This window comes from Nocardia albiluteola, from assembly GCF_018860155.1.
Taxonomy (GTDB): domain Bacteria; phylum Actinomycetota; class Actinomycetes; order Mycobacteriales; family Mycobacteriaceae; genus Nocardia; species Nocardia albiluteola.
The window spans coordinates 730,093-744,934 of the sequence record NZ_JAHKNI010000002.1 but is presented as its reverse complement, the minus strand read 5'-3'; the positions used below and the strand labels follow the sequence as shown (position 1 = coordinate 744,934).

The window sequence follows — 14,842 nt, the reverse complement described above, 5'->3', positions numbered from 1 at the left end:
GTGGGGGGGGGTTGGCTCCGCCGGGGGGGGGGGCGCGGGGGGGCGCGCGGCCCCCCCCCCCGCCGCTGTTTCCTGTCCCAGCGTCTATCCCGCCATCCGGGTCAACGCAGTTGCGATCGTGCGGTGGGGGCAAGTCTGAGATGTTGCGGCGGGGCGTTGAGCCGATGGGTCAGATCCGAGAGCACCTGTCTTTGCGAGCCGTTGGGTTGTGCGAGTTGTCGCTCGTGGTCGCGGCGATGATCGGAGTCGGCGAATACCGCCAGCCAGACGAAGACGTTCTCATCTGTTCGCACCGGTAGAGCCGGGTAGGTGTTGGGCGCCGGCTCGGTGCTCAGGTAGGCCACCGGCGGGGCCGCGGTCTCGGCCATCATCGGTTTCACGTGCTGTTCGAAGAAGGCGGCGAAGTCCTCGCGTGAAATGGCCGGGTGATAGATGGTCAGCGTGACTCGGGAGTTCGGCAGCGTGTCGGCATCGAGCGCGGGGCGTGCGCTCGACAGCGTGAACCCGGACTCGGATCGGGCGGGGCGCAGTAGTAGAACGTTGTCGGTATCGAGCATGGTGGCTCCGGCGGCGGAACGATGTGTTCGCCATGCGGCTCCATGGATATAAAACGCGGTCAACGCCTCTCGGCGCGCGTTCATATCGGGGAATCCGCGAATCCACACGAACCGGTCGGGGTCGTCCTCGTCGCGAAACTGGCCGATCACGCGAATACCCGCTTCCTCCTGGGTTTCCACGAACTCGCGGTCGAACAGGTCGATCAGGACGTCGCGCTGTCCCGGGTGCACGGTGTACTGCCGCAACTCGAAGACATTCAAGCTGTTCATGATTCTGGATCATGCCGACGTGGCCCACCCAGCCGCGAGTGGCAGGACTTCCAATATTCGCACTATTTCTGCCAAGTAGGTTGACGTCGTGGAGAACCCCGGGTCGGTCGCTGTGGCCATGATCGATGACATGCCTCTGTTCGAGTTGGCCATCGCCTGCGAAGTGTTCGGACGGAAACGAACAGACCTCGCCGACCCCTGGTACGACCTACACCTGTGCGCGGCGAATCCGGGTGGCACTCGCAGCGAGTTCGGCTTCCTACAGCGTGCGGATCACGGCCTGGCGGAGCTGGCGGCCGCGGACACGGTGATCGTGCCGGCGCTGCCGTATGCGTGTGTCCAGTCGGGCTTGCCCATTCCGCCGGCGCTGATCGACGCGGTTCGGGCGGCGGCCGGCGCGGGGGCTCGGATCGTCTCGCTGTGCACCGGATCGTTCGTTCTGGCCGCCGCGGGACTATTGGACGGACGGCGGGCGGCGACTCATTGGATGTATGCCGCTACCCTGGCGATGCTGCACCCTCTGGTGCAGGTGGATGCCTCCGCCCTCTACGTCGATGACGGTGATGTGCTCACCAGCGCAGGCCGCAGCGCCGGCATCGATCTGTGTCTGCATGTGGTGCGTTCCGACCTCGGTGCGCAGGTCGCCAACCAGGTGGCCCGTCGTATGGTGCTGCACGCTCACCGGGCCGGGGGCCAGTCCCAGTACGTCAGCGTGCCGGTTCCCGAGACCGACGACGCCGGACTGGGCCCGCTGCTGCATTGGGCCGCAGAGCATCTCGCACAGCCGCTGACCGTGGATATCCTGGCACGCCGAGCCGGGTTGAGCGCCCGGACCTTCGTGCGGCGGTTCCACGATGCGACGGCCACGACCCCGCTGCAGTGGTTGCTCGCCCAACGTGTCATCTATGCACGAAACCTGCTCGAATCCACCGATCTGACGGTGGAACAGATCAGCGAGCGCAGCGGGCTGGGCTCGGCGGCGAACCTGCGCCGCCACTTCAGCGTCCACCTGGGTGTGACACCTACCCAGTATCGCCGCGCATTCCACACGACCGCGTGATCACGCGTCGCTTCCGAACCTTCCCGCTACGCGCTCAATCCTGCTGCGCGGCAGGCGGTTCCTTGGCCGAGAGCCGATGCATCGCGGACTTGAGCCACGTGCGCCACACCTCGGGATCGGCGTCTTCGCCGAGCATGAAGCGCCCGTACTGCGACATCGCCTCCTTGTAGTTGATCATCGAGGTCATCAGCGCCAGCAGATAGGCGGGCGGGATGTCGTCGCGTACGACGCCCCGGCGCTGCGCGTCGTCCATCGCGCCGACCTTGTCCCGGTAGCGGCCCGCGCGGGCCGCGCCGGCCGCGATCTCTTCCGGGCCCATCTCCAGCGCCTCCCACATCTGCAGGCGCAGGAATTCGGGGTGGTCGCGGTGGTAGTCCAGGTGGGCATCGACCCAGGCGTCGACATCGTCCATGTCGACGGGCACCGCGTCGGCGACGTCGAGCATCACCTTCTCCAGCACCTGCCGGAACAACTGCTGCTTGTCGCCGAAGTAGGCGTAGATCAGCTGCTTGTTGGCGCTGGCGTTGCGGGCGATGCGGTCGACCCGGGCGCCGGCGATGCCGTACGCGGCGAACTCGCTGATGGCCGCGTCGAAGATGCGGGCCTTGGTGGCCTCGGGATCGCGTGCGGCTGCCATGCGCTCGATTCTAACCAACCGAATGGTTGACAAGTCCCGAGCGGGGCGGAATAGTTTCAACCAACCGGTTAGTTACAGACTTCGCGAGGGCGCAACCCTCCGCCCCCATGGCGCAGCGCGGCGCCGAACAATTCCGCCGATTCCTGGAGCTCGACGTGTCGACGATCGAAAGTCCCACCGTCCCAACACCTTCCACCACCCCCGGCAACGCGGCACGGTCCACCACGCACGTCGGCGAACCTGAGCCGTTCGCCGCCCGCTGGCGCGTGCTTCCCGTCGTGCTCAGCGCCATGTTCATGGCGATGTTCGACTGGTTCGTGGTCAATGTCGCGGCCTCCTCGCTGCAGCACGACCTGCACACCGGCCAGTCGGCGCTCGAACTGATCGTCGGCGGCTACGGCTTCGCCTTCGCCTCGGCCCTGATCACCGGCGGGCGCCTCGGCGACCTGCACGGACACCGCCGGATGTTCATCCTGGGCATGCTCGCGTTCGGCGCGGCCTCGCTGCTGTGCGGCCTGGCCCCGAATTCCTGGTCGCTGGTGGCCTTCCGCATCCTGCAGGGCGGCACCGCGGCGCTGATGGTGCCGCAGCTGCTGGCGCTGATCAACACGCTGTTCCCGGTCGCCGAGCGGCCCCGCGCGATGGCGGCCTACGGCGCGACCATCGGCCTGGGTGCGGTCGCGGGACAGGTGGGCGGCGGAGTGCTGCTCGATGCGAACCTGTTCGGATGGGGCTGGCGGACCATCTTCTACATCAATGTCCCCGTCGGGCTGGCCGCCGCCGCGCTGGCCGCACGCTGGCTGCCCGGGCACGAGGTCACGTCCCGTCCTAAGCTGGATCCCGTTGGTGCACTCGGCATCTCGGCCGCGCTGGCGCTGATTCTGGTGCCCGTGACCGTCGGCCGCCCCGAGGGCTGGCCGCTGTGGACCTGGCTCTGCATGGCCGCGGCCGCGCCGGTACTACTGCTCACCCTGCGCTACGAGACGCTGCTGGCCCGCCGGGGCGGCGAACCGGTGCTGGACATGGAGATGGTGCGCGGGCGCGTGTTCCGCTCGGGAATGCTCATCGGCGGCGGCTACCTGACGTTCTTCGCCGGATTCATGCTGTGCCTGACCCTGCTGCTGCAGGACGGGCTCGGATTGTCACCGCTGCGTGCGGGATTGGCGTTCGCGCCGCTGGGCCTGTGCTTCGCGGGCAGCTCGTTCTTCCTGGCCCGCCGCGTGTCCGACCGGATCGGCAACCGGGTCATGGTGGCCGGGGTCGGCGCGGGACTGCTGGGCTGCCTGGTGATCCTGGCCGTGCTGACCGTCTTCGGCCGCAATGTGTCTGTGCTGGAGCTCATTCCGGGCATGATGATCGTCGGCACCGGCAACGGGCTGACCCTGCCGTCGGTGATCGGCGCGGTGCTGTCCTCGGGCATCGCGCCACGACAGGCCGGAATGGCGGCCGGGGCGCTGACCACCTCGCAGCAGTTCGGAAACGCCATCGGCGCAACGATTCTCGGCACGACCTTCTTCGCGGCGCTGGGCTCGGGGACGGGACGCGGGGACTACGTGGCCGCGATGCAGGCCGCCGCGCTGGTCGGCGTCGTGGTGCTGGTGATCGCGATATGGGCAGCAACCCGCCTCCCCGCGACTTCAGCGTGACGTTGCCTGCCCGGAGACTTGCTCGTCGGGCCGCCGGATGGCGGCCCGCATCGCACCGGACGGCGCCACGCCGCTTGCATCGGCGGCCGTCGGTTCAGCAACCACCCGGCGTGCGTGTGTCCTACAGATACAGCCCGGTGCCGTGCTCGGTGCGCTCGTTGGCCACCGCATGCAGGTCGCGTTCGCGCATGACCAGATACGCCTGCCCCTGTACCTCGACCTCGAACTGCTCGTCGGGGCTGTACAGCACCCGATCGCCCACCTCGACGCTGCGCACGTGCGACCCGACGCCACACACCTCACCCCAGGTGAGCCGCTTGGCCACCTGCGCGGTCGCCGGAATCAGAATGCCGCCGCTACTGCGCCGCTCCCCAGACTCCGGGGTCTCACGCACCATCACCCGGTCGTGCAGCATCTGGATCTCGAGCTTCGATTCGGACACCCGCGGAGTCTAGCTGTTCCGCCTCCCCGCGACTTCAGCGTGCCGCTGCTTACCACCAAGGTTGCTCGTCGGGCCGCCGGATGACGGCTGCTCACCTTCGCCACTCGCTGGTGTGGGCGTCGTGCGGGCCGCGTAGTTTCGTGAGGTGGACATGAACACCCTCGCAGCACTGCTCCCCGACGGCACCCTGGTCACCGATCCCGACATTCTGGCGGGCTACCGCCAGGACCGGGCCCTGGATCCCGACGCGGGAACGGCCCTGGCGCTGGTCCGTCCCACCACCACCGAGCAGGTCTCCACCGTGCTGCGCTGGGCGCACGAGCGGCGGGTGCCGGTGGTGCCGCGGGGCGCGGGCACGGGGCTGTCCGGCGGAGCCACCGCCCAGGACGGCGCGCTGCTGCTGAGCACCGAGCGGATGCGCGCGATCACCGTGGATCCGGTCACCCGAACAGCGATCACCCAGCCGGGCCTGCTGAACGCGGAGGTCAAGCGCGCGGCCGCCGAGCACGACCTGTGGTATCCGCCCGACCCGTCCTCGTTCGAGATCTGCTCGATCGGTGGCAACGCGGCCACCAACGCCGGCGGGCTGTGCTGCGTGAAGTACGGCGTCACAAACGATTACGTGCTCGGCATGGAGGTGGTGCTGGCCGACGGCACGGTGGTACGCCTGGGCGGGCCGCGCCTGAAGGATTCGGCCGGGCTCTCGCTGACCAAGCTGTTCGTCGGCAGCGAGGGCACCCTGGGCATCATCACCGAGCTCACCCTGCGCCTGCTGCCCGCGCAGCCGCGCCAGAGCACGGTCGTGGCTACGTTCGCCACACTCGAGGCGGCCATCGCGGCGATTCTGGCCATCACCGCGCGGCTGCGGCCCTCGATGCTGGAATTCATGGATGCGGTGGCCATCAACGCCGTCGAGGACGAGCTGCGCATGGACCTGGACCGCACCGCCGCCGCCATGCTTGTCGCCCGCTCCGACGCGCCCGGCGAATACGCCGTCGCCGAGGCCGCGTTGATGGTGGCCGCCTGCGAGAACGCCGGAGCCCGTGAGGTATTCAGCACCGAGGATCCCGAGGAGGGCGAGGCCTTCACCGCCGCACGGCGGTTCGCCATTCCGGCCGTCGAGCGCAAGGGCACCCTGCTGCTCGAGGACGTCGGCGTCCCGCTGCCGCGCCTGGGCGAATTGGTTTCCGGCATAGCCGATATCGCCGCGCGGCGCGAGGTGCTGATCTCGGTGATCGCGCACGCCGGGGACGGCAACACCCATCCGCTGATCGTGCACGATCCGCAGGACGCCGACGAGACCGCGCGCGCCCACCTGGCCTTCAGGGAGGTGATGGAGCTGGCGATCGCGCTGGGCGGCACCATCACCGGCGAGCACGGCGTGGGGCGCCTGAAGAAGGCCTGGCTGCCCGATCAGCTCGGCCCCGACGTGATGGCGCTGACGCGGCGCATCAAGGACGCCCTGGATCCGCACGGCATCCTCAACCCCGGCGCGGTGCTGTAGCCAGGCACATGCGGCCGGGTACATTTCAGCAATTCCGAAATACCCTCGCCCGATCCGGAACAACCCCTATCGGCAAGGAGTTTCACCTCGTATGACGACGGAATCACCCCGCCCGGCCGAACGTACCGTCGCGCCGTCACCCAGGTTCGAGCACAACGTTGCCGACACCCGCTACGAGATCTATCTGGACGACACCCTCGCCGGATACGCCGACTACAGCGAGCGTGTCACCGGCGGCCGGCGGACCCGCGATTTCCAGCACACCCTGACGTTTCCGGAATTCCGCGGCCGCGGGGTGGCCGCGCAGGTCGTCGAATACGCCCTGCGGGACTCCCGGGAAGCGGGCTTCTCCATCGTCCCCACGTGCTGGTACGTGGAGAAGTTCATCGCCGAGCATCGCGAATACAGCGATCTGGTCCGCTGACGGTCCGCCAGGGGGTGCGGCGCCAGACCGAGAACTGGCAGTCGCTGGTGCTGGCCAGGGCCTGGGTCACCCTCCGGTCGTCGAAATCCGGTAGCGCACGCAGCCGCGGTAGCAGTGCGGGATTCGCCGCCGAATAGGGCACCACACAACCGTTTCCCTTCGTCCCGATCAGCACGAAGAACATCGCCTCGGCGAACGGCCCGTCCGCCGTGGTGATGACGCGGACCTCGCAGAGCTCACGCCAGAGCACCTCTTCGACACGTCCGTTGTCCAACGTGCGCCGGACGAACATGTCGTTGATCTCGACTCCGGCCATGCCTTAATAGTGCTCCGTGCGAGCCCGGTTTGATAGACCCGAATTCGCCCGATTGCGACTGTATTCGCATATGCAAGAACACATCTGGCCGGCCCCTTTACGGACCGGCCAGAAGGGAGCTACTTTTCAGTTCTCAGCGCAGCAGGGCCCGCGACATCACAAGTCGCTGAATCTGGTTCGTGCCCTCGTAGATCTGCGTGATCTTCGCGTCACGCATCATCCGTTCCACCGGGAAGTCGGTGGTGTACCCGGCGCCGCCGAACAACTGCACGGCATTGGTGGTGACCTCCATCGCCACATCCGACGCGAAACATTTGGCGGCCGCGGAAATGAACCCGAGGTTCTTCTCGCCCCGCTCGGCGCGCGCGGCGGAGGTGTAGACCATCAGGCGCGCGGCCTCCACCTTCATCGCCATGTCCGCGAGCATGAACTGGGTGTTCTGGAAGTCGGCGATGGACTTGCCGAACTGCTTGCGATCCTTGGTGTAGGCGATCGCGGCGTCCAGGGCGCCCTGGGCGAGGCCGACAGCCTGCGCGCCGATGGTCGGGCGGGTGTGGTCGAGGGTCTCGAGCGCGGTCTTGAAGCCGGTGCCCTCCGCGCCGATCATGCGGTCGCCGGGGATGCGGCAGTTCTCGAAATACAGTTCCGCGGTGGGCGAGCCCTTGATGCCCAGCTTGTGCTCCAGCGGGCCGACGACGAAGCCCTCGTCGTCGAGGTGGACCATGAACGCGGAGATGCCGTTGGCGCCCTTCTCGGGGTCGGTCACGGCCATCACGGTGTACCAGCTGGACTTGCCGCCGTTGGTGATCCAGCACTTGGAGCCGTTGATCACCCAGTCGTCGCCGTCGCGGCGGGCGCGGGTGCGCATGCCGGCCGCGTCGGAGCCCGCCTCGCGCTCGGACAGCGCGTAGGAGGCCATCTTCCCGTCGACGATGTCGGGCAGCACCTGCTTCTTGAGCTCCTCGGAGCCCTTGAGGATCAGGCCCATGGTGCCCAGCTTGTTGACCGCCGGGATCAGCGAGGACGAACCGCAGACCCGGGCGACCTCCTCGATAACGATGCAGGTCGCGACCGAATCCGCACCCTGGCCGCCGTAGGCGTCGGGCACGTGCACGGCGTTGAAACCGGCCGCGTTGAGCGCGTCGAGGGCCTCCTGCGGGAACCGGGAGTGCTCGTCGACATCCTTGGCGTGCGGGGAGATTTCCTTCTCGGCCAGGCCGCGGATCGCCTCCCGCAGCTCGTTGTGGACATCGTCCAGCTTGAACAGATCGAAATCGGGATTACCCGCCATGGGTCTTCTCCTGGTCGTCGGTCGGGATCGCCTGTTTCGCGAATCTCCAGCTCCACGGCACTCAGTGCCAGTCATTATCGAGTATACAGCGCCAGTTCGCGCCTACGTGCCCGGATGTGCCGTCTTTCACGTGGCACCGAGTGTCATCGACTGAAATGTGTCCGACCTCACAGACTACCGAGACGATGCGCGATCAGATCGGCAACCTGCCCGGGCGGCAGCTGCCGCGGGAAGACCGCGACGACCATCTCCCCGGCCGGATCGCCGCCCGCGCGGCCCCCGCGCGCGATCCCCGCCAGCGCCGCGCGCAAATCCGCCGTCCCCGCCTCGGCCCGGCCGCGGACCATGCGCCGCAGCAGATAGTTGTGGGTCGCGGTGACCGACGCCGAGAACTGGATCAGCACCAGATCGTTCTCCTGCGGCAGCGCCTCGCGCAGATAGTCGGTGAACAGCCGCTCGTACCGGAACACCGTGACGATCTCCCGATCCCGCAGCGCGGGCACCTGCCGCACCACCCGATACCGCCGCGCAGCCAATTCCCTTGTCCGCGTGAATCTCTCGAAGATACCGACGATGGCCTCACACACCGCGTCCCACGGATCCCCCTGCGCGGCGTCCAGATCCGCCCGAGCCTGCGCCAATTGCGCCTCGTGATCGGCGAATACGACATCCTCCTTGGCCCGGAACTGCCGGAAGAAGGTCCGTCGCGAGATCCCCGCCGCCTCGGCGATCTCGTCCACCGTCGTCGCCTCGTACCCCTTGTCGGCGAACAGCCGCAGCGCGTGATCGACGACGGCCAGGCGGAATCTGGCATTGTCGTCGTCTGATCTGGCGCGGGTCACATCGTCTGCAGGCACCGTTCAACGGTAGCGAGCGGCACAGCTCTAGCGATGATCACGCACATTGGTTCGAACAATTCGAGCCCTTGTACTACAAATATGTAGTACAGTTGCCGTATGGCCGAAGTAGCCGTTCGCATGTTGAATCAGGACACCGCGGGTGTGTTAGCGCGTGTCAAGCGCGGCGAGGAAATCGACGTCAGCGAGCGCGGGGTGATTGTCGCCCGCATCGTGCCCGCGGCACCGCATCCACTTGCGGACCGCATTGCGGCGGGCACGCTACGACTGCCGACTGCAGAAGGCCCGATTCCACGTCCGCGCGGGCCGGTTCGCATAGACAATGAGGCTGGCGCGCTGCTGGAAGAGCTTCGCGACGAGGAACGCTACTGATGATCTACCTCGATACGGCGGCGTTGGTCAAGCTCGTCCGACACGAGCAAGAGACCGACGACCTATTCGATTGGATCGAGGAACGCCGAGGAACCATGCTGGTCTCCTCCACCCTGGCCGAGGTCGAACTGCCCCGCGCGCTGCGCCGCACCGAACCCGGACTGTTAGCGGCGGTACCGGGGGTGCTGGGACGAATTGCCCTGTACGAGATCGACAGTCTCGTCCGCGCCACGGCGGCAGCCTATCCGGAGGTGATGCTGCGTTCGTCGGATGCGATCCACTTGGCGACCGCCCACGCCGCGCTCGGAAACGTCCTGACCGCATTCATCACCTACGACAAACGACTGCTTGCTGCCGCCGAAACGCTTGGTCTGCCTACTGCCCACCCGGGCGCGTAGCTACCCCCTCAGCCCATCAGGCGGGCGCGCAGGGTGGCGTCCTTTTCCAGGACCATGTTCTCCAGCCCGGCCTGGAACTGTTCCATGTGGGTGCGCAGCGCCGGGTCGGCCGCGGCGAGGATGCGCACGGCCAGCAGTCCCGCGTTGCGGGCGCCGCCGATGGAGACCGTCGCGACCGGGACGCCCGCGGGCATCTGCACGATCGACAACAGCGAGTCCATGCCGTCGAGATACTTCAGCGGGACCGGCACGCCGATCACCGGAAGGGCGGTGGCCGAGGCGACCATGCCCGGCAGGTGCGCCGCGCCGCCGGCGCCCGCGATGATCACCTGGATGCCGCGCCCGGCCGCGCCGCGGGCGTAGTCGAGCATCCGCTGCGGGGTGCGGTGCGCGGAGACGACACCGACCTCGAAGCGAATTCCGAACTCCGCCAACGCTTCCGCCGCAGCCTCCATCGTCGGCCAGTCGGAGTCGCTGCCCATGATCAGGCCGACCTGCGGCCCGGCGCCGGTGTTCGAAACCTCAGTGCTCACCGTGGGGATCCCATCCGTCGGTCCATACCGCGTGCGACATCCAGTGCGCCGCGCGCTCGGCCTTCTCCCGCACCTGTGCCACGTCGTCGCCGAGGACGTTGATGTGGCCGATCTTCCGGTGCGGACGCTCACCCTTGCCGTACAGGTGCACCCGGGCCTCGGGCATCCGGGCGAACAGATGATGCAGCCGCTCGTCCATCGACATGTCCGGGGCCACCGGCGCGCCGAGAATGTTCGCCATCACCGTCACCGGCGCGAGCGGGCTCGTGTCGCCGAGCGGATAGTCCAGCACGGCCCGCAGATGCTGCTCGAACTGACCGGTGACCGCGCCGTCCATTCCCCAGTGCCCGGAGTTGTGCGGGCGCATCGCGAGCTCGTTGATCAGCAGTTCGCCGTCGTCGGTCTCGAACAGCTCGACCGCCATCACGCCGGTGACGCCCAGCTCCGCGGCCAACCGCAGCGCCAGCGATTCCGCGCGCGTGGCCAGCTCTTGTGACAGGTCCGGGGCCGGGGCGATCACCACCGCGCACTGCCCGTCGCGCTGCACCGTCTCCACCACCGGCCACACCGCGGCCTGTCCGAAGGGCGAGCGCGCGACCATCGCCGAGAGCTCCCGGCGCAGCCGCACCTTCTGCTCGGCCAGCAGCGAAACCCCGTGCGCCAGCTGATCTTTCACGACGGGCTCGACCTCGGCGGCGGTATCGGCCATCCACACGCCGCGGCCGTCGTACCCGCCGCGCACGGCCTTGATCACCACCGGCCAGCCGTGCTCGTCACCGAACCGCACGGCGTCGGCGACCGATTCCACCTCGGTGAAGGCGGGAATCGGCTCGCCGAACTCGGCCAGCCTGCGCCGCATCGCCAGCTTGTCCTGCGCGTAGATCAGCGCGGTCGGCGGCGGCTGCACGTTCACCCCCTCGGCGATCAGCGCCTCGAGGTGCTCGGTCGGCACGTGCTCGTGATCGAAGGTCAGCACGTGCGATCCGACCGCGGCCTTGCGCAGCGCCGTCAGATCGGTGTGCGAGCCCAGCACGGTGTCGGGACTCACCTGCGCGGCCGGGTCGTCGGGGCGTTCGGCCAGCACCCGCAGCCGCTGACCCAGCGCGATCGCGGCCTGATGCGTCATGCGCGCGAGTTGGCCACCACCGATCATGGTCACGGTCGGCATGCCCGAATTGTCGAAGGAACGGGACGTCACGAGCCATAATGGTGTCATGGGCACTTCCCGGCGATCGCGAGCGGGTTGGTTGCCCACTTGGGGACGCACGTAGACTCATCACGTGTCATTCGTCGACGGTGCCGTCAACGTCCTGCCCAAAACCCTGCGGGACCTCGCATTGCGCCACCATGAGCTGATCAAGTTCGCGATCGTCGGCGCCACTACCTTCCTCATCGACAGCGGGATCTTCTACGCCCTCAAGCTCACGGTGCTGGCGCCCAAACCGGTCACCGCGAAGATCATCTCGGGTGTGATCGCGGTCATCGCGTCCTACATCCTGAACCGGGAGTGGTCGTTCAAGGGCCGCGGCGGGCGGGAGCGCCACCACGAGGCGCTGCTGTTCTTCGTGGTCAGCGGCATCGGCGTGCTGCTGAGCATGATGCCGCTGTGGGTGTCGAGCTACGTGTTCCAGCTGCGCACCCCGCATGTGAGCCTCACCACCGAGAACATCGCCGACTTCTTCAGCGCCTTCATCATCGGCAACATCCTGCAGATGGTGTTCCGGTTCTGGACGATGAAGCGCTGGGTCTTCCCGGACGAGATCGACGCCCTGGTCGACGAGTTCGAGGAGCTCTACGAGGAAGAGCAGCAGCTCGGCCAGTCCTGACCTCCGCCGTTCCGGCAGGTCTTCGGCCCTCAGGTAGCCGGTCCCGGCGACGAGCGCGCCGGGACGACGGGGCGAGTTCTCATCGCGGTTCCGTCGTAGCCCCGATCCCCGAGCGCGCGGGCATCGGCTTGGCCAGGAAGACCGCGAACAGGGCCGGGCGGCGGCGCTGCAGCTCCAGACGGCCGCCGTCGGCCTCGATCAGCGCCCTGGCGAGTGCGAGCCCCACACCGGTGGATCCGGCGCCGGAGAAGCCGCGGTCGAAGATGTGCGGGGCCAACTCGTCGCTCACGCCGTCGCCCTCGTCGGCCACCTCCACCGCGACCAGCGGCTCGCGATCCGGGCCGCCGTAGACGGTGCGGACCGAGACCGTGCAGTCGCCCGCGCCGTGCATGAGCGCGTTGTCCACGAGCACCGCCAGCGCCTCGCGCAGCCGCGACCCCGTCACGGGGGCGCGGAGCGTCGGATCGCCCGACAGGATCAGCGAACGGCCCGCCTCGGCGAACGGATGGCGCCACTCGGTCACCACCCCGCGCAGCTCCTCGACCACCGCGACCGGATCGCGATCCGACGCGTTCTCGTCCCGGGAGGCGCGCACCAGCTCGTCGATGGCCGCGGTGAGCCGATCGACCTGCGCCATCGCCTCCTCGGCCTCGTGCACCACGGCCGGATCGGGATGCTCGGACAGCTCGTCCAGTCGAAGCCGCACCGCGGTGAGGCGACTGCGCAGCTGGTGGGAGACGTCGGCCACCAGCGCATGTTCGCGCTGCAGCCGTCCGGCGATCTCGACCGCGGCCGCATCGAGCACGTCCGAGACCCGGTCGAGTTCGGTGATGCGGTGCCGCCGGGTCTCCAGCCGGAAGTCACCCAGCGCCAGCCGGGCCGCGCGCGCGGCGACATCGCGCAGCGGGTCGGCCACCCGCCGCGCGGTCACCATCGCCACCGCCACACCCGAGGACATCGACGCCAGCGCCAGCAGCGCCACGCCCCCGACGGCCTGCCACTGCATCTCGTGCATCCGGCCCGAGGGCGCCTCCATGCGCAGCGAGCCGAAGGTGCCCATCGACAGCGAACGGACCACCGGATCGCTCACCTGCGACGCCCCGGCGGTGACGCTGAGCGCGGCGTCCTCCGGGGTCGGGTAGATGATGGTCAGCTTGCCGCCCTGCGGAATCAGCGCCTGCACCAGATGCAGGTCCAGGGTGCCGTGCACCAGCCCGTCGGGCTGCTCCTGCGCCCGCAACTCCAGCGACATCCGGTCCAGCCGGTCCTGCAGGTCGTTCTGGGTCAGGTCGGCGACCCACTGCCAGGCCGTGAAGGCCAGCGGTACGCCCAGCACGACCGTGGTGAAGAGCAGCGCGGCCAGCATCGATCGGAGAATTCGGCGGCGCATCAGTCGGTGTTGAAGCGGAACCCGACGCCCCGGACGGTGACGATGCGGCGCTCGGCCACGGGGCCCTCGTCACCGATCTTGCGGCGCAGCCAGGACATGTGCATGTCGAGGGTCTTGGAGCCGCGCAGATCGGCATCGCCCCAGACCTCGCGCAGGATCGCCTCGCGCGAGACGACCTGACCGGCCTTGTCGATCAGGACCTTCAGCAGCTCGTACTCCTTGTTGGCCAGGTTCACCTCGTGGCCGTTGACCAGCACCCGGCGCGCCTGCGGCTCGAGCCGGACGCCGCCGATCTCGACGGCCTCGTCGCCGATTCCGCTGCGCCGCAACAGCGCCCGCACCCGCGCCAGCAACTCGGCCAGGCGGAACGGCTTGCCGACATAGTCATCCGCGCCCGCGTCGAGGCCGACCACGAAATCGACCTCGTCGGTGCGCGCGGTCAGCATCAGCACCGCGAGATCGGCGCCGCTCGCGCGCACCTGACGGCACACCTCCAGCCCGTCCATACCCGGTAGGCCGAGATCCAGGATCAGCAGATCGTGCTCGCCGTGCAGCGCACGCTCGAGGACGGCGGGGCCGAAACTCTCCACGGTCACGGAGTAACCCTCGCGCCCCAGCGCCCGCGACAGCGGGGCGGCGATGGCCTCGTCATCTTCGGCGAGCAATACGGCTGTCACCGCACAAGACTACGTCGATGATCTCGCGGACCGTGTACGGATCAGCGGTATCCCGGCGCGCGGCGGTCGTCACCGCGGTTCGGCGGATCGCTGCGAGGGGTGTCGAACACCTCGTGGTACAGCAGGCCGTGCACCTGTTCCACCTGCGGAATGTCGTGGTACTCCAGGGGATCGCCGGAGGCCGCGTCGATGATGAGGGTGCCGGTGCCGAGCATCCGATCGAACAGGCCGTTCCGGAACTGCACGCTCGCAATGCGATTGAGCGGAATGTCGATGCCGGTGTGGGTGAATACCCCGTCGCGCACCAGCACCCGGCGATCGGTGACGATGAAATGCGTTGTACGCCAGCGCAGCACCGGCCCCACACAGCGCCACAGCAGCAGGATCAGCCAGACCGCCGCGATGGCGAGCAGCGCCGCGTTCTGCGCGGTGCCCTCGGTGCGCCGCGAGGCCAGCCCGGCGACGAATCCGGCCACCGCGGTTGCCAGGATGAAGGTGACCGCAGGCCAGAACAACATCTTCCAGTGCGGATGACGGTGTAAGAGTAATTGCTCGTCCGGCGCGAGCAGCCCCTCCGGATAACCCATATTCCGCACCCTACCGCGTGAAGATCGCGGAACGGATGGCGGCGACCGGCGCCGT

General features: G+C 68.2%; 18 protein-coding genes. 7 read left to right on the top strand and 11 right to left on the bottom strand.

Annotated elements, in window-relative coordinates:
• Window positions 1-101 precede the first annotated feature (101 nt).
• A complete protein-coding gene (locus KO481_RS09295) occupies window positions 102-827 on the bottom strand; it encodes an NIPSNAP family protein (protein WP_215916554.1) in 726 nt (241 codons plus the stop codon).
• A 118-nt stretch (window positions 828-945) separates the two neighbouring features.
• Between KO481_RS09295 and KO481_RS09290 the strand changes: the two genes are divergently transcribed.
• On the top strand, window positions 946-1,887 hold the full coding sequence (locus KO481_RS09290; protein WP_215916722.1) for a helix-turn-helix domain-containing protein: 942 nt from the start codon (window positions 946-948) through the stop codon (window positions 1,885-1,887).
• 34 nt (window positions 1,888-1,921) lie between these two features.
• Here KO481_RS09290 and KO481_RS09285 read toward each other — a convergent pair whose 3' ends face one another.
• Complete coding sequence (locus tag KO481_RS09285; RefSeq protein ID WP_215916553.1) at window positions 1,922-2,524, bottom strand: TetR/AcrR family transcriptional regulator; 603 nt, start codon at window positions 2,522-2,524, stop codon at window positions 1,922-1,924.
• A 107-nt stretch (window positions 2,525-2,631) separates the two neighbouring features.
• Here KO481_RS09285 and KO481_RS09280 point away from each other — a divergent pair, with 107 nt between their 5' ends.
• The gene (locus KO481_RS09280) at window positions 2,632-4,170 is read left to right on the top strand and encodes an MFS transporter (protein ID WP_215916552.1); all 1,539 of its coding nucleotides are present in this window, start codon (window positions 2,632-2,634) and stop codon (window positions 4,168-4,170) included.
• A 121-nt stretch (window positions 4,171-4,291) separates the two neighbouring features.
• Here the strand turns inward: KO481_RS09280 and KO481_RS09275 are convergent, their stop codons facing one another.
• Window positions 4,292-4,612, bottom strand: coding sequence for a GroES family chaperonin (locus KO481_RS09275; RefSeq protein WP_308166453.1), 321 nt, complete (start codon window positions 4,610-4,612; stop codon window positions 4,292-4,294).
• Between the two features lie 151 nt (window positions 4,613-4,763).
• Between KO481_RS09275 and KO481_RS09270 the strand changes: the two genes are divergently transcribed.
• Together KO481_RS09270 and KO481_RS09265 are read left to right on the top strand one after the other, a co-directional pair.
• Window positions 4,764-6,116: an FAD-binding oxidoreductase gene (locus KO481_RS09270; protein ID WP_215916551.1), complete on the top strand. Its 1,353-nt coding sequence runs from the start codon at window positions 4,764-4,766 to the stop codon at window positions 6,114-6,116.
• A 91-nt stretch (window positions 6,117-6,207) separates the two neighbouring features.
• Complete coding sequence (locus KO481_RS09265) at window positions 6,208-6,540, top strand: GNAT family N-acetyltransferase (RefSeq protein ID WP_215916550.1); 333 nt, start codon at window positions 6,208-6,210, stop codon at window positions 6,538-6,540.
• Here KO481_RS09265 and KO481_RS09260 read toward each other — a convergent pair.
• From KO481_RS09260 to KO481_RS09250, 3 genes are all read right to left on the bottom strand, one after another.
• On the bottom strand, window positions 6,500-6,856 hold the full coding sequence (locus KO481_RS09260) for a hypothetical protein (RefSeq protein ID WP_215916549.1): 357 nt from the start codon (window positions 6,854-6,856) through the stop codon (window positions 6,500-6,502). The two genes, KO481_RS09265 and KO481_RS09260, sit on opposite strands and share 41 nt — an antisense overlap.
• A 133-nt stretch (window positions 6,857-6,989) precedes the next feature.
• Window positions 6,990-8,147, bottom strand: a complete 1,158-nt coding sequence (locus tag KO481_RS09255; RefSeq protein WP_215916548.1) for an acyl-CoA dehydrogenase — start codon at window positions 8,145-8,147, stop codon at window positions 6,990-6,992.
• A gap of 167 nt (window positions 8,148-8,314) precedes the next feature.
• Window positions 8,315-9,004, bottom strand: coding sequence for a TetR family transcriptional regulator (locus KO481_RS09250; RefSeq protein ID WP_308166451.1), 690 nt, complete (start codon window positions 9,002-9,004; stop codon window positions 8,315-8,317).
• 99 nt (window positions 9,005-9,103) lie between these two features.
• On the opposite strand from KO481_RS09250, the gene KO481_RS09245 reads away from it, so the two are divergent.
• Together KO481_RS09245 and KO481_RS09240 are read left to right on the top strand one after the other, a co-directional pair.
• Window positions 9,104-9,376, top strand: coding sequence for a type II toxin-antitoxin system Phd/YefM family antitoxin (locus KO481_RS09245; RefSeq protein WP_215916547.1), 273 nt, complete (start codon window positions 9,104-9,106; stop codon window positions 9,374-9,376).
• Window positions 9,376-9,774 (top strand): type II toxin-antitoxin system VapC family toxin, encoded by a 399-nt coding sequence (locus KO481_RS09240; protein WP_215916546.1) that lies wholly within the window; start codon window positions 9,376-9,378, stop codon window positions 9,772-9,774. The genes KO481_RS09245 and KO481_RS09240 overlap by 1 nt, the downstream gene beginning before the upstream one ends.
• 8 nt (window positions 9,775-9,782) lie before the next feature.
• On the opposite strand, the gene purE is transcribed toward KO481_RS09240, so the two are convergent.
• Both purE and KO481_RS09230 read right to left on the bottom strand, forming a co-directional pair.
• Complete coding sequence (gene purE / locus KO481_RS09235) at window positions 9,783-10,307, bottom strand: 5-(carboxyamino)imidazole ribonucleotide mutase (RefSeq protein ID WP_308166450.1); 525 nt, start codon at window positions 10,305-10,307, stop codon at window positions 9,783-9,785.
• Window positions 10,297-11,523 carry a 5-(carboxyamino)imidazole ribonucleotide synthase gene (locus tag KO481_RS09230; protein WP_281066036.1) on the bottom strand — a complete coding sequence of 409 codons (1,227 nt, stop codon included), beginning with the start codon at window positions 11,521-11,523 and terminating at the stop codon, window positions 10,297-10,299. The genes purE and KO481_RS09230 overlap by 11 nt, the downstream gene beginning before the upstream one ends.
• A 64-nt stretch (window positions 11,524-11,587) precedes the next feature.
• Between KO481_RS09230 and KO481_RS09225 the strand changes: the two genes are divergently transcribed.
• Entirely contained in the window at window positions 11,588-12,133 is a 546-nt protein-coding gene (locus KO481_RS09225) for a GtrA family protein (protein ID WP_215916544.1), read from the top strand.
• Window positions 12,134-12,212: 79 nt separating this feature from the next.
• Here KO481_RS09225 and KO481_RS09220 read toward each other — a convergent pair whose 3' ends face one another.
• Genes KO481_RS09220 through KO481_RS09210 form a run of 3 tightly spaced genes read right to left on the bottom strand, consistent with a single transcriptional unit; the run spans window position 12,213 to window position 14,787 of the window.
• Window positions 12,213-13,523: a sensor histidine kinase gene (locus tag KO481_RS09220; RefSeq protein WP_215916543.1), complete on the bottom strand. Its 1,311-nt coding sequence runs from the start codon at window positions 13,521-13,523 to the stop codon at window positions 12,213-12,215.
• Window positions 13,523-14,200, bottom strand: a complete 678-nt coding sequence (locus KO481_RS09215; protein ID WP_215916542.1) for a response regulator transcription factor — start codon at window positions 14,198-14,200, stop codon at window positions 13,523-13,525. The genes KO481_RS09220 and KO481_RS09215 overlap by 1 nt, the downstream gene beginning before the upstream one ends.
• Before the next feature lie 41 nt (window positions 14,201-14,241).
• Window positions 14,242-14,787, bottom strand: a complete 546-nt coding sequence (locus KO481_RS09210) for a PH domain-containing protein (RefSeq protein ID WP_215916541.1) — start codon at window positions 14,785-14,787, stop codon at window positions 14,242-14,244.
• Window positions 14,788-14,842: the final 55 nt, after the last annotated feature.